At 66.8% G+C, this 22,828-nt stretch carries 21 protein-coding genes; 17 read left to right on the forward strand and 4 right to left on the reverse strand.

The genetic code is table 11. The features are described from left to right. Window positions 1-356 precede the first annotated feature (356 nt). From mltG to aroB, 6 genes are all read left to right on the forward strand, one after another. Window positions 357-1,838 carry an endolytic transglycosylase MltG gene (mltG, locus tag GOSPT_RS02575; RefSeq protein WP_005202655.1) on the forward strand — a complete coding sequence of 494 codons (1,482 nt, stop codon included), beginning with the start codon at window positions 357-359 and terminating at the stop codon, window positions 1,836-1,838. Window positions 1,839-1,842: 4 nt separating this feature from the next. Continuing rightward, entirely contained in the window at window positions 1,843-2,700 is an 858-nt protein-coding gene (locus GOSPT_RS02580; RefSeq protein ID WP_005202657.1) for a shikimate dehydrogenase, read from the forward strand. Window positions 2,701-2,808: 108 nt separating this feature from the next. Further along, window positions 2,809-3,192, forward strand: a complete 384-nt coding sequence (locus GOSPT_RS02585; protein ID WP_005202663.1) for a prepilin peptidase — start codon at window positions 2,809-2,811, stop codon at window positions 3,190-3,192. Window positions 3,193-3,241: 49 nt separating this feature from the next. Continuing rightward, complete coding sequence (gene aroC, locus GOSPT_RS02590; protein ID WP_005202664.1) at window positions 3,242-4,450, forward strand: chorismate synthase; 1,209 nt, start codon at window positions 3,242-3,244, stop codon at window positions 4,448-4,450. Next, entirely contained in the window at window positions 4,444-5,007 is a 564-nt protein-coding gene (locus tag GOSPT_RS02595) for a shikimate kinase (RefSeq protein WP_373278526.1), read from the forward strand. Before aroC ends, GOSPT_RS02595 begins: the two co-directional genes overlap by 7 nt. Further along, window positions 5,004-6,110, forward strand: coding sequence for a 3-dehydroquinate synthase (aroB, locus tag GOSPT_RS02600; RefSeq protein WP_005202666.1), 1,107 nt, complete (start codon window positions 5,004-5,006; stop codon window positions 6,108-6,110). Before GOSPT_RS02595 ends, aroB begins: the two co-directional genes overlap by 4 nt. Window positions 6,111-6,121: 11 nt before the next feature. Here aroB and GOSPT_RS02605 read toward each other — a convergent pair whose 3' ends face one another. From GOSPT_RS02605 to GOSPT_RS02620, 4 genes are all read right to left on the reverse strand, one after another. Continuing rightward, window positions 6,122-6,664: a B-4DMT family transporter gene (locus tag GOSPT_RS02605; protein ID WP_005202667.1), complete on the reverse strand. Its 543-nt coding sequence runs from the start codon at window positions 6,662-6,664 to the stop codon at window positions 6,122-6,124. An 85-nt stretch (window positions 6,665-6,749) separates the two neighbouring features. Next, window positions 6,750-8,102: an MFS transporter gene (locus tag GOSPT_RS02610; RefSeq protein ID WP_005202668.1), complete on the reverse strand. Its 1,353-nt coding sequence runs from the start codon at window positions 8,100-8,102 to the stop codon at window positions 6,750-6,752. A 44-nt stretch (window positions 8,103-8,146) separates the two neighbouring features. Beyond that, the gene (locus tag GOSPT_RS02615) at window positions 8,147-9,019 is read right to left on the reverse strand and encodes a shikimate dehydrogenase (RefSeq protein ID WP_005202669.1); all 873 of its coding nucleotides are present in this window, start codon (window positions 9,017-9,019) and stop codon (window positions 8,147-8,149) included. Window positions 9,020-9,161: 142 nt separating this feature from the next. Further along, window positions 9,162-9,806 carry a TetR/AcrR family transcriptional regulator gene (locus GOSPT_RS02620; protein ID WP_005202670.1) on the reverse strand — a complete coding sequence of 215 codons (645 nt, stop codon included), beginning with the start codon at window positions 9,804-9,806 and terminating at the stop codon, window positions 9,162-9,164. A 77-nt stretch (window positions 9,807-9,883) separates the two neighbouring features. On the opposite strand from GOSPT_RS02620, the gene GOSPT_RS02625 reads away from it, so the two are divergent. The 11 genes from GOSPT_RS02625 (at window position 9,884) to pyrF (ending at window position 22,785) form a co-directional block, all read left to right on the forward strand. Then, the gene (locus tag GOSPT_RS02625) at window positions 9,884-11,656 is read left to right on the forward strand and encodes a bifunctional sugar phosphate isomerase/epimerase/4-hydroxyphenylpyruvate dioxygenase family protein (RefSeq protein WP_005202672.1); all 1,773 of its coding nucleotides are present in this window, start codon (window positions 9,884-9,886) and stop codon (window positions 11,654-11,656) included. Window positions 11,657-11,686: 30 nt separating this feature from the next. Continuing rightward, window positions 11,687-12,802 (forward strand): M24 family metallopeptidase, encoded by a 1,116-nt coding sequence (locus tag GOSPT_RS02630; protein ID WP_039854482.1) that lies wholly within the window; start codon window positions 11,687-11,689, stop codon window positions 12,800-12,802. Between the two features lie 66 nt (window positions 12,803-12,868). Beyond that, window positions 12,869-13,432 carry an elongation factor P gene (efp, locus tag GOSPT_RS02635; RefSeq protein ID WP_005173212.1) on the forward strand — a complete coding sequence of 188 codons (564 nt, stop codon included), beginning with the start codon at window positions 12,869-12,871 and terminating at the stop codon, window positions 13,430-13,432. Between the two features lie 30 nt (window positions 13,433-13,462). After that, window positions 13,463-13,927 (forward strand): transcription antitermination factor NusB, encoded by a 465-nt coding sequence (gene nusB / locus GOSPT_RS02640; protein WP_005202675.1) that lies wholly within the window; start codon window positions 13,463-13,465, stop codon window positions 13,925-13,927. An 89-nt stretch (window positions 13,928-14,016) separates the two neighbouring features. Further along, the gene (gene pyrR / locus GOSPT_RS02645; protein WP_005202678.1) at window positions 14,017-14,589 is read left to right on the forward strand and encodes a bifunctional pyr operon transcriptional regulator/uracil phosphoribosyltransferase PyrR; all 573 of its coding nucleotides are present in this window, start codon (window positions 14,017-14,019) and stop codon (window positions 14,587-14,589) included. Beyond that, complete coding sequence (locus tag GOSPT_RS02650) at window positions 14,589-15,560, forward strand: aspartate carbamoyltransferase catalytic subunit (RefSeq protein ID WP_005202679.1); 972 nt, start codon at window positions 14,589-14,591, stop codon at window positions 15,558-15,560. The genes pyrR and GOSPT_RS02650 overlap by 1 nt, the downstream gene beginning before the upstream one ends. Beyond that, window positions 15,557-16,924, forward strand: a complete 1,368-nt coding sequence (locus GOSPT_RS02655) for a dihydroorotase (RefSeq protein WP_039854483.1) — start codon at window positions 15,557-15,559, stop codon at window positions 16,922-16,924. The genes GOSPT_RS02650 and GOSPT_RS02655 overlap by 4 nt, the downstream gene beginning before the upstream one ends. Then, window positions 16,921-17,442, forward strand: coding sequence for a PH-like domain-containing protein (locus GOSPT_RS02660; protein WP_039854484.1), 522 nt, complete (start codon window positions 16,921-16,923; stop codon window positions 17,440-17,442). Before GOSPT_RS02655 ends, GOSPT_RS02660 begins: the two co-directional genes overlap by 4 nt. Further along, window positions 17,439-18,608 carry a glutamine-hydrolyzing carbamoyl-phosphate synthase small subunit gene (carA, locus tag GOSPT_RS02665; protein ID WP_005202688.1) on the forward strand — a complete coding sequence of 390 codons (1,170 nt, stop codon included), beginning with the start codon at window positions 17,439-17,441 and terminating at the stop codon, window positions 18,606-18,608. The genes GOSPT_RS02660 and carA overlap by 4 nt, the downstream gene beginning before the upstream one ends. Continuing rightward, window positions 18,608-21,943: a carbamoyl-phosphate synthase large subunit gene (carB, locus tag GOSPT_RS02670; protein WP_005202689.1), complete on the forward strand. Its 3,336-nt coding sequence runs from the start codon at window positions 18,608-18,610 to the stop codon at window positions 21,941-21,943. The genes carA and carB overlap by 1 nt, the downstream gene beginning before the upstream one ends. Next, window positions 21,943-22,785 (forward strand): orotidine-5'-phosphate decarboxylase, encoded by an 843-nt coding sequence (gene pyrF / locus GOSPT_RS02675; RefSeq protein WP_005202690.1) that lies wholly within the window; start codon window positions 21,943-21,945, stop codon window positions 22,783-22,785. Before carB ends, pyrF begins: the two co-directional genes overlap by 1 nt. The last annotated feature ends 43 nt before the right edge of the window (window positions 22,786-22,828 follow it).

Genomic DNA, 22,828 nt, shown 5'->3' on the forward strand with positions numbered 1-22,828 from the left:
AACGGCATCGGAATCGTCATCGTGAACTCTCTGATCATCCTACCGAAGGACTCGATCTCGAGCGACTCCGGTACTTCACACAACCGGCCGACGGCAAGCCGCACAACCGGCATCGGCGTCGACGCACCGGGACTACGGGGCAGATACCGGTAGTCCGCACCGACACTCCCAGGCCCCAACGCCCGCGCACCGACGGCGCGCAGTCGCCCCAGCCGGCGCGAGACGTTCCGCAGGGTCGTGTCGCGCGCCCGGCCCAGAGTGGGCCAGAGGCTCGCGCTACCCGGCCCCAGCCGACCGATCGGCCCGTTCGCCGACCGGAACCGTCCGCAGACGGCGAGTCGGTGGATACCTTCCACATGGCCACACCGCGTCGTGCCCGCCCGCAACGCATCTCGCCGACGCCGCCCGTCGACCATCAACTCGATACAACCCCGGTCGATCCGGCGCCGGTTGAGACGGCACAGGCCGACGCCCCGGTGACGTCGCGCGCGACAGTCGCACCGGAGGCCTACGAAGCCCACGACTACCAGGGGGCCCACGACTACCAGGAAGCCCACGACTACCAGGAAGCCCCTGTCGCACTCGAGTCGATCGAGCCCGACGAGTCGTACGACTCCATCGACCACGACCAACCGATCTCGCCGACGCGCAGGGGGAGAGTTCGCACTCATACACCCGAATCGCGACGCAGACGACGCAAGCGACGAACTGTGCTCGCGGCCGTCATCGCGATCATGCTGATCGCGGTTGTCGGTGTCGGCTACTACGGGTTGCGTGCGGCGGGCATGCTGGACTCGCGCAAGGACTACACCAACGCCGCGGGTACCGGCGACGTGATCGTCGACATTCCGCAGAACTCCACGTTGAAGGATTTCGGACGCATCCTCACAGACGACAACGTCGTCGGCAGTCAGCGCGCATTCATCAATGCCGCTGACGGACAAGCCATTTCGGGCGGTTACTACAAGTTGCGCACCGAGATTCCCGCATCGACAGCCGTGCAGATGCTCACCGACGGGACGACGCACCGGGTCGGTCGGGTCGTGGTTCCGGAGGGCCTGCAGCTCGACACGAAGAAGGGTGTCGACGGCAAGACGACGCCGGGAATCTTCCAGAAGATCTCCGATGCCACATCCGTCACCGTCAACGGACAGAAGATCGGGGTGTCGGTCGACGACCTGCAGAAGGCGGCGGCAGGCACCCCCGCGCAGCAACTCGGAGTGCCCGATTGGGCGGTCGCCGACGTCGAGAAGCTCAATGGTGATCACCGGCGGATCGAGGGACTGATAGCTCCGGGTACCTGGGAGACGATCGACCCGCATATGTCGGCGACGCAGATCCTGCAGCAGTTGATCTCGCAGAGCGGGCAGCGTTTCGCGCAGTGGGGTTTGAGTTCAGAGGGTTCCAACGACTCGGGTCTGACGCCGTATCAGACCTTGGTGTCGGCCTCTGTAGTCGAACGCGAGGTCACCAAGCCGGACGACTACGCCAAGGTCGCGCGGGTGATCCTCAACCGTCTCGACAAGGACCAGCGCCTCGAGATGGACTCGACCGCCAACTACACCGCGACGGTGACCAACATCGACCTCGACGGTGAGGCGTACAAGTCCGACAACGCGTGGAACACCTATCAGATGAAGGGGCTCCCGGCTACGCCGATCGGCGCGGTCGGCGAGCGTGCGCTGGAGGCGACCGAACATCCGGAGAGCGGCAACTGGCTGTACTTCGTCACCGTCGACCGCGAGGGTACGACGCTGTTCGCCGACACCTTCGACGAACACAAACGCAACCGCGAGAAGGCGTGCGACAACAAGCTCCTGACCACGGGGTGTAGTTGAGTCGATGGATCTGACACCTCCGCCACGGCACGCTCCCGTCGGTGGCACGGTGGGCCGCCGTGCCGCGGTCCTCGGCTCGCCGGTCTCGCATTCGCGCTCACCCGACCTGCATCTCGCGGCCTACCGTGCCCTGGGATTGGATGACTGGACCTACGAGCGGATCGAGTGCGACGAGCGTCGGCTTCCCGAACTGGTGGGCGCGCTCTCGCCCGAATGGGTGGGCCTGTCGGTCACCATGCCCGGCAAGCGTGTCGCACTCGAGGTCGCAGACGAACGCACCGAGCGGGCAGTCCTCGTGGGTTCGGCAAACACCCTGGTGCGCACCGAGAACGGCTGGCGCGCCGACTGTACCGACATCGACGGCATGATCGGTGCCCTGCGGGAGGTCGACGTTGCGGTGGCCGAGCGTCCGCACGCCGTCCTCGTGGGGGCGGGTGGAACCGCGCTGCCGAGCGTGGCCGCGATCGCGGAAGCCGGATTCGCTGAACTGACGGTGGTCGCGCGCGACGAGGGACGCGCGTCCGACGTGGTCGAGCTCGCGCGGCGACTCGATCTCGACGTGCGCTTCCTTCCGTTCCGTCCGTCGCGAGAACTCCTCGAGGCGAGCGCCGACGCAGGCGTCGTCGTATCGACGGTCCCCGCGGCGGCGGTCGAGCCGATCATCGACTCGCTCACGCAGACGCGCGCGCTCGTCGACGTGATCTACAACCCGTGGCCGACGCCGCTTGCCGACGCCGTGTCGGCCGGCGGAGGGCGCGTTGTCGGGGGTTTGGTGATGTTGCTGAACCAGGCGTACAGCCAGGTGGAGCAGTTCACGGGACGTGTCGCACCGCGTGAGGCGATGGCCGCCGCGCTCGACTGATCCCTCCACACACCCTGTTCCATCCCCAGACACGGCCCGATCCACAGGTGCGCCGCGCATGTCGGCGGCGGGGAGTCGGATCGCGCCGCGTCGTCGAGACTGTCGTGCATGGAACCCGTTGGCTGCCTGGTCGCGCTGTGGCTGGCCGCGCTCGCCGACATCGACCGTCGCACCTCGCGGTTGCCGACCGTTCTGCTGTGGCCCGGTTGCGTCGCAGTCGGGGTCTCGTCGTGTGTGCGACCGTGCATCGCGCTTGCCGCTGTCGCTGCCGCGGGCCCGTACCTCGTGGGGTGGCTCACCGGTCTCTGCGGTGGTGGCGACGTGAAGTTGGCGTTCGCGCTCGGAGGCATGCTCGCCGACCCGGCGTCGGCGTTGCTGATGGTGCTCGTCGCTCAGGTGATCGGGTTGCTGATGCGACGAGGGCGGCAGCGCTGGCCACATGGGCCGCCGATGATCGCCTCGGGTGTGGCGCTGCTCGTGGCCGGCTCGTGAGGAGAAGACGCGGGGTGGCACGACGTGGTTGGGGTGTCGCCGCCGTCACATGGAACAATTGATCCTTGTGTTGCGCTGGATAACTGCCGGAGAGTCTCATGGCCCGGCCCTTGTTGCCATTGTCGAAGGCATGGTCGCCGGGGTGGAGATCACCTCGACCGACATCGCCGAACAACTCGCACGCCGCAGGCTCGGCTACGGGCGTGGTGCGCGCATGAAGTTCGAGGCCGACAAGGTGAGCGTGCTCGGGGGCGTGCGGCACGGGCTGACCCTCGGTGGGCCCGTCGCGATCGAGATCGCCAACAGCGAGTGGCCCAAGTGGGAGACCGTGATGGCGGCCGATCCCGTCGACCCCGCTGAGCTCGAGGGCAGCGCGCGTAACGCCGCACTGACCCGACCCCGGCCGGGGCATGCCGACTACTCCGGCATGCTCAAGTACGGATTCGACGACGCTCGGCCGGTGCTCGAACGCGCGAGCGCCCGCGAGACTGCCGCGCGCGTCGCGGCAGGTACCGTCGCGCGCAACTTCCTGCGTCAGGTGTTCGGGATCGAGGTGATCTCGCACGTGATCTCGATCGGTGGCAGCACTCCGTATGTCGGTCCGCCGCCGACGATCTCCGACCTCGCCGCGATCGACGAGAGCCCGGTGCGTGCGTTCGACAAGGCTGCCGAGGAATCGATGATCGCCGAGATCGAGACCGCGAAGAAGGAAGGCGACACGCTCGGCGGCGTCGTCGAGATCGTCGCGACCGGCGTCCCGGTCGGGCTCGGTTCGCATGTCAGCGGAGAGACCCGCCTCGATTCGCGCCTGGCGGGCGCGCTCATGGGTATCCAGGCGATCAAGGGTGTCGAGGTCGGCGACGGCTTCGAGACCGCACGTCGTCGTGGCAGCGCCGCGCACGACGAGATGGTTCCCGGATCCGACGGCGTACTGCGGTCGACCAACCGCGCGGGCGGCCTCGAGGGCGGCATGACGAACGGTGAGGACATCCGTGTCCGTGTCGCCATGAAGCCGATCTCGACGGTGCCGCGCGCACTCTCGACGATCGACATGGCGACCGGTGAGCAGGCGCAGGCCATCCATCAGCGTTCCGACGTCGTTGCCGTGCCCGCTGCGGGCGTCGTCGCCGAGTCGATGGTGGCGCTCGTCGTCGCACAGGCTGCCCTGGAGAAGTTCGGTGGCGATTCGGCGACCGAGACCTCCGACAATCTGGCCGGATACCTCAAGCGTGTCGCGCAGCGCGGAGCGCGATCGTGAACACACCTGCGGCAGCGGGCGTGACATCGACGAGTAGACCCGCCGCTGTGCTCGTCGGGTTCATGGGTGCGGGCAAGTCGACCGTCGGTAGGTTGCTCGCCGACAGGCTCGGCGTCGACTTCATCGATACCGATCACGAGATCGTGCGACGAACCGGACGGTCCATCCCCGACATCTTCGTCGCCGATGGTCCCGAGAAGTTCAGGGAACTCGAAGCGGAGGTCGTCGCCGACGTGCTCGCAACGCACAGCGGGATCGTCGCGCTCGGCGGTGGCGCTGTCACCACGGCGGACGTGCGTATGGCTCTCGATGCGCATCGTGTCTTCTACCTGCGCGTCAGTGCGGAGTCGGGATTCGCCCGGGTGCGCGAGTCCGATCGCCCGCTACTGGCCTCCGACGATCCGGCAGAGCGCTACCGCTCGTTGCTCGCCGAACGCGAAGAAACCTATTCGGCGGTCGCGCGCGTCGAAGTCGACGCGCATGGCGATCCCGACGCCGTCGCCGATCTGATCATTCTGGCGTTGGCCGACGAACTCACAGCAGGGAGAACCTCATGACCGAGCCGATCTCCATCCGGGTCGACGGGGCGTCGCCCTACGACGTCGTCATCGGGCGCGGGCTGCTCGACGAGGTGGCGCAGGCAGCGGTCGGCGCCGACAGGATCGCCGTGCTGTACCAGCCGACTCTCGCGCAGACGGCAGAGCAGGTGCGAGAGTTCTTGGCGGACAAGGGATTCGATGCGCATCGCGTGGAGATTCCCGATGCGGAGGCCGGTAAGGACCTGTCGGTTGCCGCGTTCTGCTGGGATGTCTTCGGGCGTATCGGTCTCAAGCGCAACGACAAGGTCATCGCGCTCGGCGGGGGAGCTGCAACCGACCTCGCCGGCTTCGTCGCGGCCACCTGGATGCGCGGGATCGGTGTCATCCACATACCGACGACGCTGCTCGCCATGGTCGACGCCGCTGTCGGCGGCAAGACCGGCATCAACACCGACGCCGGCAAGAATCTCGTCGGCTCGTTCCACGAACCCGACGCCGTGCTCATCGACATCGCCACGTTGGAGACGGTGCCGCGCAACGAGATCATCGCGGGTCTGGCCGAGGTCATCAAGACCGGATTCATCGCCGATCCCACCATCCTCGACATCATCGAAGCCGATCCCGCCGCCGCCACCGACCCGACCGGTCCGGTGCTGCCGGAGCTGATCCGACGTTCGGTCCAGGTCAAGGCCGACGTCGTCTCCGCCGACCTCAAGGAATCGTCACTGCGCGAGATCTTGAACTACGGACACACGATGGGGCATGCGATTGAGCGTCGTGAACGCTACCGGTGGCGCCACGGTGCCGCCGTGGCCGTCGGATTGGTCTATGCGGCCGAATTGGCGCGGCTCGCAGGACGACTCGACGACGAGACGGCGGACCGGCATCGGAGCATCCTCGAACTGGTCGGCTTGCCGACCACATACGACGCCGACGCGTTCCCCGATCTGTTGGAGGGGATGTCGGGCGACAAGAAGAACCGTTCGGGCGTTCTGCGGTTCGTCGTACTCGACGGACTGGCCAAGCCGGGCAGGCTCGAGGGCCCCGATCCCGGCCTGCTTGTCGCGGCCTATTCGGCTATCGCCTCCGAGCGTCCGACCGCAGGCACCACGCTGCTCTGATCACGCTCTGATCAGGCGGGGTCGGCGCCCGACTTCGCGACCGTGCGGTCGTCGGTGCGCTCGATGACGGCGGTGTCGTCGTCGCGGTTGGATTCGTCGAGACGTCGCTGTTCTTTGCGCTGGTCGCGGCGGGTGAGCCAGCGGCCGAGGGACGCCCCGATGAACGCCGGGAAGAAGATGAGAAGCGCGATGAACGAGCCACCCGCGATGATCTCGATGAAGAAGCTCGATTCGCTGATGCCCTGAACACCGATGGTGCCGAGGATCCAGCAGATCAGGCACGACACGAGGCCGGCGAAGACGCCTGCCTTGAGCCAACGGATCGTGAGGTCGTCGTAGTCGTCGGGGTCCGGATGTGCCCGGGCGTCGCGGATACCGTCGAACCCGCCCCAGACCAGCGCGATGAAGACAACGGCTGCGACCGCGATGGTCTTCCATGCCGTCGAGTGCAGTGGCGACTGCACCACGGCGATGCCGAGCAAGACACGAGCGACGACGTGGACCGCGGTCATGACGACACCGCGCAGCAACCAGGACACCATGGCCGACAGCATACTCATGGGTGACGTGATCTCGAACACGCGGGAGTGGGGTGGCGTCATTCGCCACCCCACTCCCGCGTCGGAGTTCGATGCGATGTCAGGCCGCGAGCGCTGTGGCGCTGCGGGTCGTCACCGTCACCGGTTCGATTCCGAGGTCCTCGGTCGCGACATCCTTGGTCTCCCGGGCGGTGAGGGCCGCCGCGGCCGCGATCAGGCAGATCGTCGCGGTGAAGATGCTGATCACCACCCAGCCGCCATCTCCGACGCCTCCCAGCGCGGTCACGATCGACGGCGCGAAGCCCGCCATCAGGAATCCGAGCTGGGTACCGATCGCGAGGCCGGAGAAACGGACCCGGGTGGAGAACATCTCGCCGTAGAAGGCGGGCCACACGGCGTTGGCCGCTGCATAGCCGAACGAGAAGGTGAGCACGGCGAGCACGAAGGTCAGCAGGTGATTGCTCTGGCTCATCGAGAGCATGTAGAAGGGCATCAGGACGGCCGATGCGAGTGCGCCATAGATGAAGACGGGCTTGCGTCCGATGCGGTCGGCAAGGGCACCGAAAAGCGGCTGGGTGATCAGCGCGCCGATATTGGCGACGACCACGAGCCAGAGGGTGAGGCCGGCGTCGAGCCCGACGTGCTTGCCGTAGGCGAGAGCGAGATTGGCGAAGACCGTCGAGACCGCGGCGATGAAGGCGCACAACACAACCCGTGTGACATCGCGCCAATGGTCGCGCATCAGGGGCACCAGCGGCAGGCGTGCGATCTCGCCGGATTCGCGAGCCTCGGTGAATTGCGGGGTCTCGTGCAGTCGACGTCGGATGAAGAAGGCGACGAGAACGACGACGGCCGACAGCCAGAACGGCACGCGCCAGCCCCATGAATACTTCGCGTCGTCGGGAAGTGCCATGAAGGGGATCAGCACGAGCGAGGCCAGGATGAGTCCGCCCTGGGTTCCGGTCAGCGTCCACGAGGTGAAGAACGCACGACGATGGTCGGGCGCGTGCTCGAGTGCCAGCGAACTGGCGCCTGCCTGTTCACCGGCGGCTGAGAAACCCTGGAGCAGACGGCAGATCACGAGCAGTACGGGAGCCAGCCAGCCGATCTGATCGAAGGTCGGCAGGCAACCGATGACGAACGTCGACAGACCCATCAGCACGAGCGTGAACATCAGTACCCGCTGGCGACCGATGCGATCACCGAAGTGGCCGAGGATCAACGCTCCGATCGGGCGCGCGATGTAGGCGACACCGAACGTCGCGAACGACATCACCAGTGCCGCGTTGTCGTCGGACGGGAAGAAGACGTGCGGGAAGATCAGTGCTGCCGCGGAGCCGAACAGGAAGAAGTCGTAGTACTCGACGGCACTGCCCATGAATCCCGCGAGTGCGGCGTGTCGTGGTGTGCGTTTCCCGACGGCTCCGGTGCCGTCGGATTCGGTTGTGGTCATTGGGGGTACTCCTCTGGTGCGATTGTGCCTGGTGGCAGGGCGGTTCAGGACTCGTTTGCGACGAGTTGTCGGAAGTGACGGGTCATTCGATCGGCATCCGGGTGCAGCCCGGTGATCAGCGCGAATGCGTCGACGGCCTGGTAGACGGCCATGTGGCCTCCGTCGAGGGTCGGGGCGCCCGCTGCGCGCGCGGCCTGCAGCAGCGCGGTGTCGAGGGGGCGATAGACGATGTCGGCCACCCAGAGGTCGGGCCGTAGCAGTGAGGCGTCGAACGCGATGCCGGGATGTTCGGCCATGCCGGTTGGTGTCGCGTGGACGACGCCGGAACTCTCCGGAAGCAGTGCGGGGAGTTTGTCGAACGCCGCGGCGTCGACACGCTGCAGTGGGTGGCGGGTGGCCAGGTCGTGCGCGAGGGCGCCGGCACGGTCGACGTCGAGGTCGACGACGGTGAGATGGGCGGCACCGAGTCGCAACAGCGCGTCCGCGACCGCCGTTCCCGCGCCGCCCGCGCCGACCAGCACGACGTCGGCGAGGTCGGCGTCGGGCAGCCCCTCGGTGAAGCCGTGTGCGAATCCCGTTGTGTCGGTGTTGTATCCGACGTCGCCGTCGTCGGTGAACAGAACCGTGTTCACCGCGCCGAGCGTGGCCGCGACGGGATCGACATGGTCGAGGTGCGCCATGACCAACTGCTTGCACGGGTGGGTGGCGTTGACGGCGTCGAATCCGAGCGCGCGCGCCCAGGACAGCACCTCGCCGATGCGGTCGGGGGAGATGCCCGCCGCGGTGAGGTCGATCGGGCGGTAGCTGTAGTCGAGGCCGAACGCGCGGCCCTCGGCCATGTGCATCGCCGGGGTCAACGACGGCCCGACGCCGGTGCCGATGAGTCCGACCAGATAGCTGGTCTCGGAAGTGTTCATGAGCTGTCTCCGTAATGTACGAACTAGTACGTTCGCAATCGAGTAGAGCACTGTGCTCCGCGTCTCGTCAACAGTTTCGTGTGATTGGAATCGCACAAGAAGACGCAGAGACTCCCGTTGGGGCCTCAGTCGCGGGGTGTGTTCAGGCGGTGGTGGTGAGCCACCCGACGACGACGTCGCCGATCATTCTGCGCAGGTGAGCGCGGTTCGACGTCTCGGTCAGATCGAGGTCGAAGAGGTAGCCGAAGGTGTAGCGATTGGCCACCTGGAACACGCAGTACGAGCTGATCACCAGGTGGACGTCGAGCGCGCTGACGTCGGTTCGGAACAAGCCGGCCGTCCGACCGTCGGCGAGGATGTCGTCGAGGAGCGACGTCGCGGGGGCGCTCAACTGGGGGAGGTCGGTGAGTCGTCGGATGAAGTCACCGCGATGGATGTTCTCGATCGAGACCAGACGGATGAAGTCGTCGTTGTCGATGTGGTGGTCGAAGGTGACCTCGGCGAGTCGTCGGATCGCCTCGATCGGATCGGCGTGGTCGACGCGCAGCTTCTGTTCCGCCTGACGGATTCCGCGGTACGCCCGGTCCAGAACTGCCAGGTAGAGGCCCTCTTTACCGCCGAAGTAGTAGTAGATCATGCGCTTGGTGGTGCGCGTGCGTTCGGCGATCTCGTCGACTCTGGCGCCCGAATATCCCGATTCGGCGAAGACCTCGGTGGCAACGTCGAGCAGTTCTGCACGCGTGCGCTCGGGATCGCGCTGGAGTTCGGATTTCGGCTTGGCGGCCACGATGGGAGCTTACTTGCGAGGCATCTGGCCACGGCGAACCATTGCCACCACTATGTACTAATTGGTACATTGATGTGATGAAGACCTCGATCGCTACCGTCTCGGTGTCTGGCTCACTCGTCGAGAAACTGCACGCGTGCGCCGCAGCGGGCTTCGCCGGTGTGGAGATCTTCGAGCCCGATCTCATCGCCGCCGATCAGTCCCCTGAGGAGATTCGAGCCCTCGCACAAAGGCTTGGTCTGGCGCTGTACCTGTATCAGCCGCTGCGCGACATCGAAGGTGTCAGCGAGGCGAGATTCGCCGACAACCTGCGACGCGCGGACGCGACATTCGCCACCGCTGCGCGACTGGGTATCGACACGGTCCTCGTCTGCAGCAATGTCGCCACCGCGACCATCGACGACGACGCGGTGTCCGCCGATCAGCTCCGACGCGTCGGTGACCTCGCCGCCGCACACGGCCTGCGCATCGCCTTCGAGGCCCTCGCCTGGGGACGGTTCGTCGACGACTACCGACGTTCGTGGCGGATCGTCGAACTCGCCGACCATCCGGCAGTGGGTCTGTGCCTCGACAGTTTTCACGTGCTTTCCCGTGGGCACGACCCGTCGGAGATCCGAGCGATCCCGGGGGAGAAGATCTTCTTTCTCCAGCTCGCCGACGCCCCGGCGCTCTCCATGGACGTCTTGTCGTGGAGCAGGCACCATCGCTTGTTCCCTGGCGAGGGCGCATTCGATCTGGAGGGCTTCGTCGGTCATGTTCTGGCTGCCGGCTACACCGGCCCGTTGTCGTTGGAGGTGTTCAACGACACATTCCGGCAGACCGACCCGGTGCCGACGGCGGTACACGCGCATCGGTCACTGCTGTGGTTGCAGGACCGGCTCGACCTGATCGACATCCCCGACCCCAAGTCCCCGACAGGATTCGACTTTGTCGAGATCAAGGCCGAGGACACCCGTGAGGTCGAGGCCATGCTGCACCAGTTGGGCTTCGTCGGGCGCGGCCGACATCGGAGCAAACCGGTCACGTTGTGGACAGCAGGTCAGCCGCGAGTGGTTCTCAACGAGCAACAGGCGCGTGACGAGTCGCCGCACATCGCGGCCATCGGACTCCAGGTATCCGACCCGGACGCGGTGAGCAGGCGCTCCGCGATCCTCGGTGCACCCGCCGTCAACCGCCGCACACACGCGTCGGAGCACGCGTTCGGCACGACAATCGTGCCCGGCGGCACCGAGGTCTTCTGGACGGGAGCCACGCCCGACCAACCCGCTTGGGTCGACGAGTTCGACGACGGGCTGCCGACGACGCCCACGGCGATTCGCGCGATCGACCACGTCAATCTCACCCAGCAGTGGGAGACCGCCGACGACGCACGGCTATTCCTGATGAGCGTGTTCGGTCTCGACGCCGACGACCCGGTCGAAGTGCCGGGGCCACGCGGGCTGATCCGCAGCGAGGTGCTGCGTTCTGTCGACGGTGGCGTGCGGATTCCACTCAACGTCGCCCCGCACGTCCTCGACTCCGAGGCCATCGCGCAGCACGTCGCATTCGCGTGCGACGACGTGCTCGGACTCGCGCGTCGCGCGCACGAGGCAGGCCCGCAGTTCCTGCGCGTCCCGGACAACTACTACGACTACGTTCGTGGACGCTTCGGCATCGACGAGGAACTGCTCGCGCAGCTGCGTGAGCTGGGCGTGCTCTACGACCGCAGCTCCGATCCGGCGGGCGGGTACCTGCTGCACTTCTACACCCGCACGGTCGGCCGGGTCTTCTTCGAGTTCGTCCAGCGGTTCGACGGCTACGACGGGTACGCCATCGACAACGCACCCGTGCGACTCGCCGCGCAGCAGTAGCTCAGCAGCCCTCCGAGTAGCGTGAGTGGCATGCTCACAGCTCCGTTTCCCGATGAATTCGCGCGTCGTCGCGAGCGGTTTCGTGCACTGATCTCGACCGGCCCGGCGCCCGTCGACGCCTTCGTGGTCTCCGACCTCACCAACATTCGTTACCTGAGCGGGTTCACGGGCTCGAACGCCGCGCTGTCGATCTCCGCCGCGGGAAGCGACGGCGACCGGATCTGCACGGACGGGCGCTACCTGACGCAGGTCGCCGAACAGTCGGGCGACCTCGTCGCTATCATCGCGCGCAATTGCACCGATGAGCTCATCGGCGCCGCGATCGCCGCGGGTGCCTCGCGGGTCGGCTTCGAGTCGGATGTACTCACGGTTGCCGCACATGCCAATCTGACGGGCGGTCTCGGGCAGGGGAGTGAACTCGTCGGACGGACCGGACTCGTTGCCGAGTTGCGTGAGGTCAAAGACGACGCAGAGGTCGAACTGCTGCGGCGTGCGTGTGCCATCGGCGACGTCGCACTCGCCGAGATCATCTCCGACGGTGTGATCCGTGCCGGGGCCACCGAACGCGAGGTGGCACGTGCGCTCGAGAACGCGATGTTCCGCCACGGTGCCGACGAGATCTCCTTCGAGACCATCGTCGCGGCGGGTGCCAACTCGGCGATCCCGCACCACCGCCCGACGTCGACGGTCCTCGCAGACGGTGACTTCGTGAAGATCGACTTCGGGGCCGTCGCGGGCGGCTATCACTCGGACATGACCCGCACCTATGTGCTCGCGCGCGCAGCGGACTGGCAGCGCGAGATCTACGACCTGGTGTTGACGGCACAGACTGCGGGCCGTGAGGCGCTGAAAGCGGGCGCCGACCTCAGGTCGATCGACGCCGCGGCGCGGTCGATCATCGCCGACGCCGGCTACGGGGACCAGTACGTGCACGGCCTCGGCCACGGCGTCGGACTCGAGATCCACGAAGCGCCGGGCATCGGAAAACTGGCGACGGGTACACTACCTTCCGGCGCAGCGGTGACTGTGGAGCCCGGTGTCTACCTCCCCGGAAGAGGTGGCGTCCGGATCGAGGACACGCTCATCGTGACAGATGGCGAGCCCGACCTGCTGACCACCACCGACAAGACCTTCACCGTCATCTGACGGCCCGCGCACGCCGATGCGCAGGAGATGCACACATACCGACGTAGAAGATTGAGGAACTGATTCATGGCGACCACCGCCGATTTCAAGAATGGTCTCGTACTCCGCATGGACGATCAGCTTTGGCAGATCCTGGAGTTCCAGCACGTCAAGCCCGGCAAGGGACCCGCGTTCGTGCGTACCAAGATCAAGAACGTGCTCAGCGGTAAGACGGTCGACAAGACCTTCAACGCAGGCGTGAAGGTCGAGACCGCGACCGTCGATCGTCGCGACATGCAGTTCCTGTACAACGACGGCACCGACTACGTCTTCATGGACGCACAGGACTACGAGCAGTACCCGATCGCGCCGGAGACCGTCGGCGACGGCGCACGCTTCCTGCTCGAGAACATGACCGTCCAGGTCTCCCTCAACGAGGGTCAGCCGCTGTTCGTCGAGCTCCCGGTCACGGTCGAGCTCGTCGTCACGCACACCGACCCGGGTCTGCAGGGTGATCGGTCGACCGGCGGCACCAAGCCCGCAACGGTCGAGACCGGCACCGAGATCCAGGTGCCGCTGTTCATCAACACCGGCGACAAGCTGAAGGTCGACTCGCGCGACGGCAGCTACCTCGGCCGCGTCAACAGCTGACCGCCCGGCTCCGTCAGCGAAGGTAGATCAGTGAAGCAACCCGGAACCCGGCACAAGGCCCGCCGCCGCGCGGTGGACCTGTTGTTCGAGGCTGAAGCCAAGCAGGTCAGCCCCGCGCAGCTCGTCGCGGAACGGCGCGAATTCGTGCGCGACGACGAGAGCGTCGGCGAGATCCACGACTACACCGCGACGGTCATCGAGGGGCTCGCCGACGACCAGGCACAGATCGATTCCGTCGTGGCGTCGCATCTGAAGGGCTGGACGCTCGAGCGGCTTCCCGCCGTCGACCGTGCGATTCTCCGTCTCGCGACGTGGGAGCTGTTCAACTCGACCGACGTCGATCCGATCGTGATCGTCGACGAGGCCGTCGAATTGGCCAAGGAACTGTCCACCGACGACTCACCCGCGTTCGTCAACGGTGTGTTGGCAAAGATCGCCGAGCTCGCCCCGCAGGTACGGGCGGCGCAGGCGGCCGGGTCCGACGGGCAGGGCTAGAACAGCCCTATGCCTACCGGCGTGTAAAGTATTCGGCGACAGACATCCTTTAACGATCCGTCCCGTGAGGCGGAGAAGGAGGTCCATACATGGGCGAACGTGTTCTGCTCGACGCCGCGGATGTGTCCCGCACCATCGCGCGCGTCGCGCACCAGGTCATCGAGAAGACGGCTCTGGGCTCACCCGATGCACCCCGCGTGGTAATCATCGGAATCCCGACGCGTGGAACAACTCTCGCCGATCGGCTGGCCGCGAGGATCAAAGAGTTCTCCGGCGTCGACGTTCCCGTCGGATACCTCGACATCACGCTCTATCGTGATGATCTCCGTGCCAAGCCGCACCGCCCCCTCGAACGCACGATGGTGCCCGCCGGTGGCGTCGACAACGCCGTCGTCGTCCTCGTCGACGACGTGCTCTACTCGGGCCGAACCGTCCGCGCGGCACTCGACGCGCTCCGCGACCTCGGCCGTCCGGCGGCAGTCCAGCTCGCTGTCCTCGTCGACCGTGGGCACCGCGAACTACCGCTACGCGCCGACTACGTCGGAAAGAACATCCCCACCTCGCGCGACGAGACCGTGTCGGTACACCTGACCGAGCACGACGGCGTCGACGAGGTCGTGCTCGGCTCGAAGGGGTCGAGCGACGAGCAGGCGGATCAGTGATGCGCCACCTACTCTCGACTGCCGACCTGACCCGCGACGACGCCACCGATCTTCTCGACGAGGCCGAGCGCTTTGAACAGGCGCTGACCGGCCGCGAGATCCGCAAACTCCCGACGCTGCGCGGACGCACCGTCATGACCGTGTTCTACGAGAACTCCACCCGCACAAGGGTTTCTTTCGAGGTCGCGGGCAAGTGGATGAGCGCCGACGTCATCAACGTGAGCGCGTCGAGCTCGTCGGTCAACAAGGGCGAATCGCTGCGCGACACCGCGAAGACGCTGCGGGCTGCGGGAGCCGATGCGCTCATCGTGCGGCATCCCGCGTCGGGCGCGGCACATCAGATCGCCGCCTGGACCTCCGGCGGATTCGGCCCGGACGGCCCGGATGCGGAGGGCACCGGACCCGCGGTGATCAACGCGGGTGACGGCACCCATGAGCATCCGACGCAGGCGCTGCTCGACGCCCTCACGCTTCGTCAGCGACTCGGCAGTATCGAGGGACGTCGGATTGCGATCGTCGGCGATGTGCTGCACTCGCGCGTCGCGCGGTCGAATGCGCATCTACTTTCCACCCTCGGCGCCGACGTCGTGTTGGTCGCGCCGCCGACGCTGCTTCCGGTGGGCGTCGACGAGTGGCCGGTCGAGACGTCGGGCAACCTCGACGCCGAACTACCGGGCGCCGACGCCGTGATGATGCTGCGGGTGCAGGCGGAGCGCATGAACGGTGGCTTCTTCCCGTCCGCACGCGAATACTCGGTGCGCTACGGGCTCAACGAGCGTCGGATGGGGTTGCTGTCCGACGACGCCGTCGTGCTGCATCCGGGTCCGATGCTGCGCGGCATGGAGATCGGCTACTCGGTGGCCGACTCGCCGCGCGCGACCATTCTCGAACAGGTGCGCAACGGCGTGCATGTCCGCATGGCGGTGCTCTTCCGGCTGCTCGCGGGCACAGAATCAGGAGGTGCGCTGTGACCGGCCCCAGCTCGGCAGCAGGATCGGTTGCCACGGGATCGGTGCTGATCCGCTCGGTCCGCCCGTACGGCGAGGGCGACCCGGTCGACGTACTGGTCACCGACGGCGAGATCGCGGAGATCGGAACGTCGATCGACGCCCCGGACGACATCGAGGTCGTCGACGGTGCCGGCGCGATCGTGCTTCCCGGCTTCGTCGACATGCACACGCATCTGCGCGAACCCGGCCGCGAAGACACCGAGACGATCCGAAGTGGTTCTGCCGCAGCGGCTCTCGGCGGATACACGGCCGTGTTCGCGATGGCCAACACCGCACCCGTCGCCGATAACTCGACGGTGACCGACAACGTCTGGCGTTCCGGACGCGAAGTCGGACTCGTCGACGTCTACCCGGTCGGGGCTGTCACCGTCGGACTCGAGGGCAAGCAACTCGCCGAGATGGGCATGATGGCGTCGGGGGCCGCGGGCGTCCGGATGTTCAGTGACGACGGAAAATGCGTCTCCGACCCGCTGCTCATGCGTAGGGCACTCGAATACGCCAAGGGGCTCGGCGTGCTCATCGCGCAGCACGCAGAAGAGCCGCGTCTGACGGTCGGGGCCGTCGCGCATGAGGGTCCTACAGCGGCACGGCTCGGACTCGCGGGCTGGCCCCGCGCGGCCGAGGAGTCGATCGTCGTCCGCGACGCACTGCTGGCTCGCGACGCCGGGGCGCGGGTGCATATCTGCCACGCGTCGACCGAGGGCACCGTCGCACTGCTGCGCTGGGCAAAGGAGCAGGGAATCGCCGTGACCGCAGAGGTCACCCCGCATCACCTGCTGCTCGACGACTCGCGGCTGCTGGGCTCCGGGAGCGAAGCGAGCGGGCCAGGTTTGGGAGCCTACGACGCCATCAACAAGGTGAATCCGCCGCTGCGTGAGGAGCGCGACAAGGTGGCGCTGCGTCAGGCGCTGGCCGACGGGATCGTCGACTGCGTGGCGACCGATCACGCGCCGCACGCCGCGCAGGAGAAGTGCTGCGAGTTCGCGCAGGCCAAGCCCGGAATGCTCGGCTTACAGACCGCGCTCCCGATCATCGTCGAGACCATGGTCGCTCCGGGTCTGCTCGACTGGCGTGGCGTCGCCCGCGTCATGAGCGAACGCCCCGCGCAGATCGTCGGGCTCACCGATCAGGGCCGCCCGATCGCCGTCGGAGAACCCGCGAATCTGACGCTGGTCGATCCGGAGACGTCGTGGGTGGTGCACGGGCGCGAGCTCGCGAGCCTTTCCGACAACACCCCCTACGAGTCGATGTCGATGCCCGCGACCGTGGTGGCGACGCTGCTGCGCGGCGTGGTCACGGCACGCGACGGCGAGGTGACACGGTGAGTGCGTCGGAGATCATCATCGTGATCGTCGTCGTGCTGGTGTGGCTCGGACTCATCTCGCTGGTCCTGCGCGGATGGCGTAACCGGGGTCGTCGCCAGGCGGAGTTGATCGGCGAGATGCCCGTTGCCCCAACCGAACTCGGCGAGCCGCAGCTCGGCCCCGACTCCGGTGTGTACGTCGGCTCGACGCTCGCGCCGAGTTGGCAGAACCGAGTGGCAGTCGGCGACGTCGGCGATCGCGCCACCGCGACCATCTCGGCCTACCCCGACGGTGTGCTGCTCGAACGGCGTGGGGCCAGCGACATCTGGATTCCGCGCTCGTCGATCACCGCCGTCCGTACCGAGCGAGGGCTCGCGGGCAAGGTCATGACGGCCGACGGACTGCTGGTGATCCGCTGGGTGCTGCCCACCGGAACCGAGATCGATTCAGGAATGCGCGCGGACGACAAGACCGTCTACCCGGGATGGGTGGCCGCATTCGACACACAGCCCGATACAGAACAGAGGAAAGACCAATGACCGCAGCGGTTCTGGTGCTCGAAAACGGCCAGGTGTTCCGCGGCCGGGAATACGGCGCCGTCGGCGAGACGCTCGGCGAAGCGGTGTTCTGCACCGCGATGACCGGCTACCAGGAGACACTGACCGACCCCAGCTACCACCGACAGATCGTCGTCGCCACCGCTCCGCAGATCGGTAACACCGGTTGGAACAACGAGGACGGCGAATCGACCGGCAGTGCGGGCAGCGAGGGCGAGGTCGGCGACTCGGGCAAGATCTGGGTCGCCGGGTACGCGGTGCGCAATCCCACACGGCGCGTGTCGAATTGGCGCGCGACAACGTCCCTGGAGGACGAACTCGAGCGCCAGGGCATCGTCGGCATCTCGGGTATCGACACGCGGACCGTCGTGCGCGTGCTGCGCGACCACGGATCGATGCGAGCCGGGGTCTTCTCCGGTGGTGCGCTCGCCGACGACGACGAACTCATCGCCCGGGTGCGCAGCCAGCCGTCGATGAAGGGCGCGAACCTCGCGGGTGAGGTCAGCACCGACACCGGTTACCTCGTCGAACCGGCTTCCGACCCACGATTCACCGTCGCCGCAATCGATCTCGGCATCAAGACCAACACCCCGCGCATGTTCGCCGAGCGCGGCGTCGCCGTGCACGTGCTGCCCGCGGACGCCGGCTTCGACGCGATCGCCGAGTTGAAGCCCGACGGCGTGTTCCTGTCGAACGGTCCGGGCGACCCGGCGACCGCCGACGATGCCGTCGAGTTGACCCGGCGGGTCCTCGGCGCCGATCTGCCGCTGTTCGGCATCTGCTTCGGTAACCAGATCCTCGGCCGCGCGTTTGGCCGGAACACCTACAAGATGAAGTTCGGTCACCGCGGCATCAACATCCCGGTGATCGACGCGGCGACCGGCAAGGTGTCGATCACCGCACAGAATCACGGCTTCGCGCTCGAGGGCGAAGCGGGCGAAGAATTCGACACCGACTTCGGCCGTGCCCGCGTCAGCCACGTGTGCGCCAATGACGGAACCGTCGAGGGCGTCGAATTGCTCTCCGGCCGAGCGTTTTCGGTCCAATACCACCCAGAAGCGGCGGCCGGCCCACACGACGCCGCCTATCTGTTCGACAGATTCGTCTCCCTGCTGGAGGCAGATCGCGCACACGGAACGAGGTCCTAATGCCGCGCCGCGACGACATCAATCACGTCCTGGTGATCGGCTCCGGCCCGATCGTCATCGGACAGGCCTGCGAGTTCGACTACTCGGGCACCCAGGCATGCCGCGTGCTCAAGGCCGAGGGTCTGCGCGTGAGCCTGGTCAACTCGAACCCGGCGACGATCATGACCGATCCGGAGTTCGCCGACGCCACCTACATCGAGCCGATCACGGCCGAGTATGTCGAGAAGGTCATCGAGGCCGAGCGTGACTCCGGTCATCCGATTGACGCGGTGCTCGCCACCCTCGGCGGGCAGACCGCGCTGAACACCGCTGTGGCCCTGCATGATCGGGGGTCTCTCGAGAAATACGACATCGAACTCATCGGTGCCGACTTCGACGCCATCCAGCGTGGCGAGGACAGGCAGATGTTCAAGGACATCGTCGCCAAGGTCGGGGGCGAGAGCGCGCGGTCGCGCGTCTGCCACACCATGGAAGAAGTGCGCGAGACCGTCGCCGACCTCGGGTATCCCGTGGTCGTGCGCCCGTCGTTCACGATGGGTGGCCTCGGTTCGGGTATGGCCTACAACGAAGACGACCTCGACCGCATCGCAGGTGGAGGCCTCGCGGCGTCGCCGACCGCCAACGTGCTCATCGAGGAGTCGATCCTCGGGTGGAAGGAATACGAGCTCGAGCTGATGCGCGACAACCGCGACAACGTGGTCGTCGTGTGTTCGATCGAGAACGTCGACCCGGTCGGAGTGCACACCGGCGATTCGATCACCGTCGCACCGGCGATGACCCTGACCGACCGTGAATACCAGAAGATGCGCGATCTCTCGATCGACATTCTGCGTGAGGTCGGCGTCGACACCGGCGGCTGCAACATCCAGTTCGCGCAGGACCCGCGCGACGGACGGCTCATCGTCATCGAGATGAATCCTCGGGTGTCCCGCTCGTCGGCATTGGCTTCCAAGGCAACGGGTTTCCCGATCGCGAAGATCGCCGCGAAGCTCGCCATCGGCTACAGCCTCGACGAGATCACCAACGACATCACGAAAGAGACCCCGGCCTGCTTCGAGCCGACGCTCGACTACGTCGTGGTCAAGGCGCCGCGCTTCGCGTTCGAGAAGTTCCCCGGCGCCGACGACACGCTGACCACCACGATGAAGTCGGTGGGCGAGGCGATGAGCCTCGGCCGCAGCTTCGCCGAGGCATTCGGCAAGGTGATGCGTTCGCTCGAGACCAAGGCGGCCGGATTCTGGACCGAGCCGAACCGGCCCGATCCGGCGACCGTCGACCTCGACGCCCTGCTGGAGGAGATCGCGACCCCCAAGGACGGTCGCATCTACAAGGTGATGCTCGCGTTCGACGCCGGAGCCACGATCGAGCAGGTCTACGACGCCACTGCCATCGACCCGTGGTTCCTCGCCGAGATCGCGGGGATCGGAGCGCTCGGCGCGCAGATCCGCGACGCCGACGAGCTCACCGAGGATCTGCTCCGCGATGCGAAGTCGAATGGCTTCTCCGATCGTCAGATCGCCGCTCTGCGTGACGATGTCGCCGACGAGAATGCCGTTCGCGCCCGTCGCCACGAGCTCGGCGTCCGGCCCGTCTACAAGACCGTCGACACCTGTGCCGCCGAGTTCGAGGCGAAGACGCCCTACCACTACTCGACCTACGAGCTCGATCCCGCGGCGACCAGCGAGATCGCTCCGCAGACCGAGCGGCCCAAGGTGCTGATCCTCGGTTCGGGCCCCAACCGCATCGGCCAGGGCATCGAGTTCGACTACTCGTGTGTGCACGCGGCGCTGACCCTGTCGGAGGCCGGCTACGAGACGGTCATGGTCAACTGCAATCCGGAGACGGTCTCGACCGACTACGACACCGCCGACCGCCTCTACTTCGAGCCGCTGACCTTCGAGGATGTGCTCGAGGTGTACCACGCGGAGTCGCAGTCGGGCACCGTCGCGGGAGTGATCGTCCAGCTCGGTGGGCAGACACCGCTCGGACTCGCCGACCGTCTCGAGGCGGCCGGGGTACCGATCGTCGGAACCAGCCCTGCGGCAATCGATCTCGCGGAGGATCGCGGTGAGTTCGGCAAGGTGCTCACCGCAGCCGGACTGCCCGCGCCAGCGTTCGGCACGGCCACCTCGTTCGAGGAGGCACGCGATACCGCCGCCCGGATCGGCTATCCGGTGCTGGTGCGCCCGTCCTACGTGCTCGGCGGTCGCGGCATGGAGATCGTGTACGACGAGGCATCGCTCGCCGACTACATCTCGCGCGCAACAGAATTGACGCCCGACCATCCGGTGCTCGTCGACCGCTTCCTCGAAGACGCGGTCGAGATCGACGTCGACGCCCTGTGCGACGGCACCGAGGTGTACATCGGTGGCGTCATGGAGCACATCGAAGAGGCCGGCATCCACTCCGGCGATTCGGCGTGCGCACTGCCGCCGATCACGCTCGGCCGATCGGATCTCGAGATGGTCCGACGCTCCACCGAGGCATTGGCCAAGGGCATCGGCGTGCGTGGACTCATGAACGTGCAGTACGCGCTCAAGGACGACATCCTGTATGTCCTGGAAGCGAATCCGCGTGCAAGCCGCACCGTGCCGTTCGTGTCGAAGGCGACGTCCGTCCCGCTCGCAAAGGCGTGCGCGCGCGTCATGCTCGGCGAAACCATCGCCGAACTGCGTGAGCAGGAACTGCTGCCCGCCACGGGAGACGGCGGCACCGCGCCGATCGACGCTCCCATCGCGGTCAAGGAAGCAGTGTTGCCGTTCAACCGCTTCCGCCGCTTCGACGGCACGGGAGTCGACGCGCTGCTGAGCCCGGAGATGAAGTCGACGGGCGAGGTCATGGGAATCGACGCCGATTTCGGGCGGGCCTTTGCCAAGTCGCAGACCGCGGCATACGGCTCACTGCCCACGCAGGGCGCCGTCTTCGTGTCGGTGGCCAACAAGGACAAGCGCGCGCTGCTGTTCCCGGTCAAACACCTCGCCGACCTCGGGTTCACCATCCTGGCCACCGAGGGCACCGCAGAGGTTTTGCGACGCAACGGAATCGTCGCGACGACGGTGCCCAAGCACTTCGAGGCCAAGCCGGGGGAGCGCACGATCGTCGACGCGATTCTCGCCGGTGAGGTCGCGATGGTGATCAACACGCCCTACGGCCAGTCGGGGCCGCGCGTCGACGGCTACGAGATCCGCAGTGCCGCCGTCACCGCCGGAATCCCGTGCATCACCACCGTGCAGGGAGCCAGCGCCGCGGTGCAGGGCATCGAGGCCGCGATGCGAAAAGAGATAGGCGTCGAATCGCTGCAGCGTCGGCACGCGACGCTGGTCAACGAGGGGTGATGAGTGTGACACGTTCGGACACAACAGGTTTCGCGGTTCACTACCGATCTGCTGTTGCCGAACGTGGCAGGCTGTGCGCCGGGATCGATCCCCACGTCGAGTTACTCGAGCAGTGGGGGTTGCCCGTCGACACCACTGGGCTGCGGCAGTTCGCCGACGTCTGCGTCGACGCGCTCGGCCCGGTCGCAGCCGTGATCAAACCGCAGGTGGCGTTCTTCGAGGCGTTCGGCGCAGCGGGATTCGCGGTGTTGGAGTCTGTCATCGCGGGGTGCCGCGCGGCGGGTGCCGTCGTACTCGCCGATGCCAAACGCGGCGACATCGGCTCGACGATGCAGGCGTACGCCCACGCGTGGCTCGACGAACGGTCACCACTGTGCGCCGACGCCGTCACCGTCTCGCCGTATCTGGGATTCGGCTCACTGTCGCCTGCGATCGACGCCGCGCGGCACGGGGGGCGCGGAGTCTTCGTGCTCGCACGCACATCCAACCCCGAGGGGGCAGGAGTGCAACTCGCCACGACGGGCGACCGGGCAGTCGGACAGACGATCGTCGACGACGCCGCTGAACAGAACGCTGACGGATCGGCGACGGTCGGGCTTGTCGTCGGAGCGACCCGTGCGCACGGGCTCGATCTGAGCGCACTGAACGGCCCCATCCTGGCTCCCGGTCTCGGGGCGCAGGGTGCGACGGCCGCCGACCTCCCCGAGGTCTTCTCCGGCGCCGACCCGGCCTGGGTGCTGCCCGCGAGTTCCCGCGGAGTGCTGCGCGTCGGTCCCGATGTCGCTGCGCTGCGGACGGCGTTCGCGCTTGCTCGCGACGAGGTAGAGGCCGCTCTGCGCTGATCGTCGGACGTTCCGAGGACTCCGACGACGAAACGCCCGCCCG

Origin of the sequence: Gordonia sputi NBRC 100414 (assembly GCF_000248055.1) — a bacterium.
In the GTDB taxonomy this organism is placed as follows: Bacteria; Actinomycetota; Actinomycetes; order Mycobacteriales; family Mycobacteriaceae; genus Gordonia; species Gordonia sputi.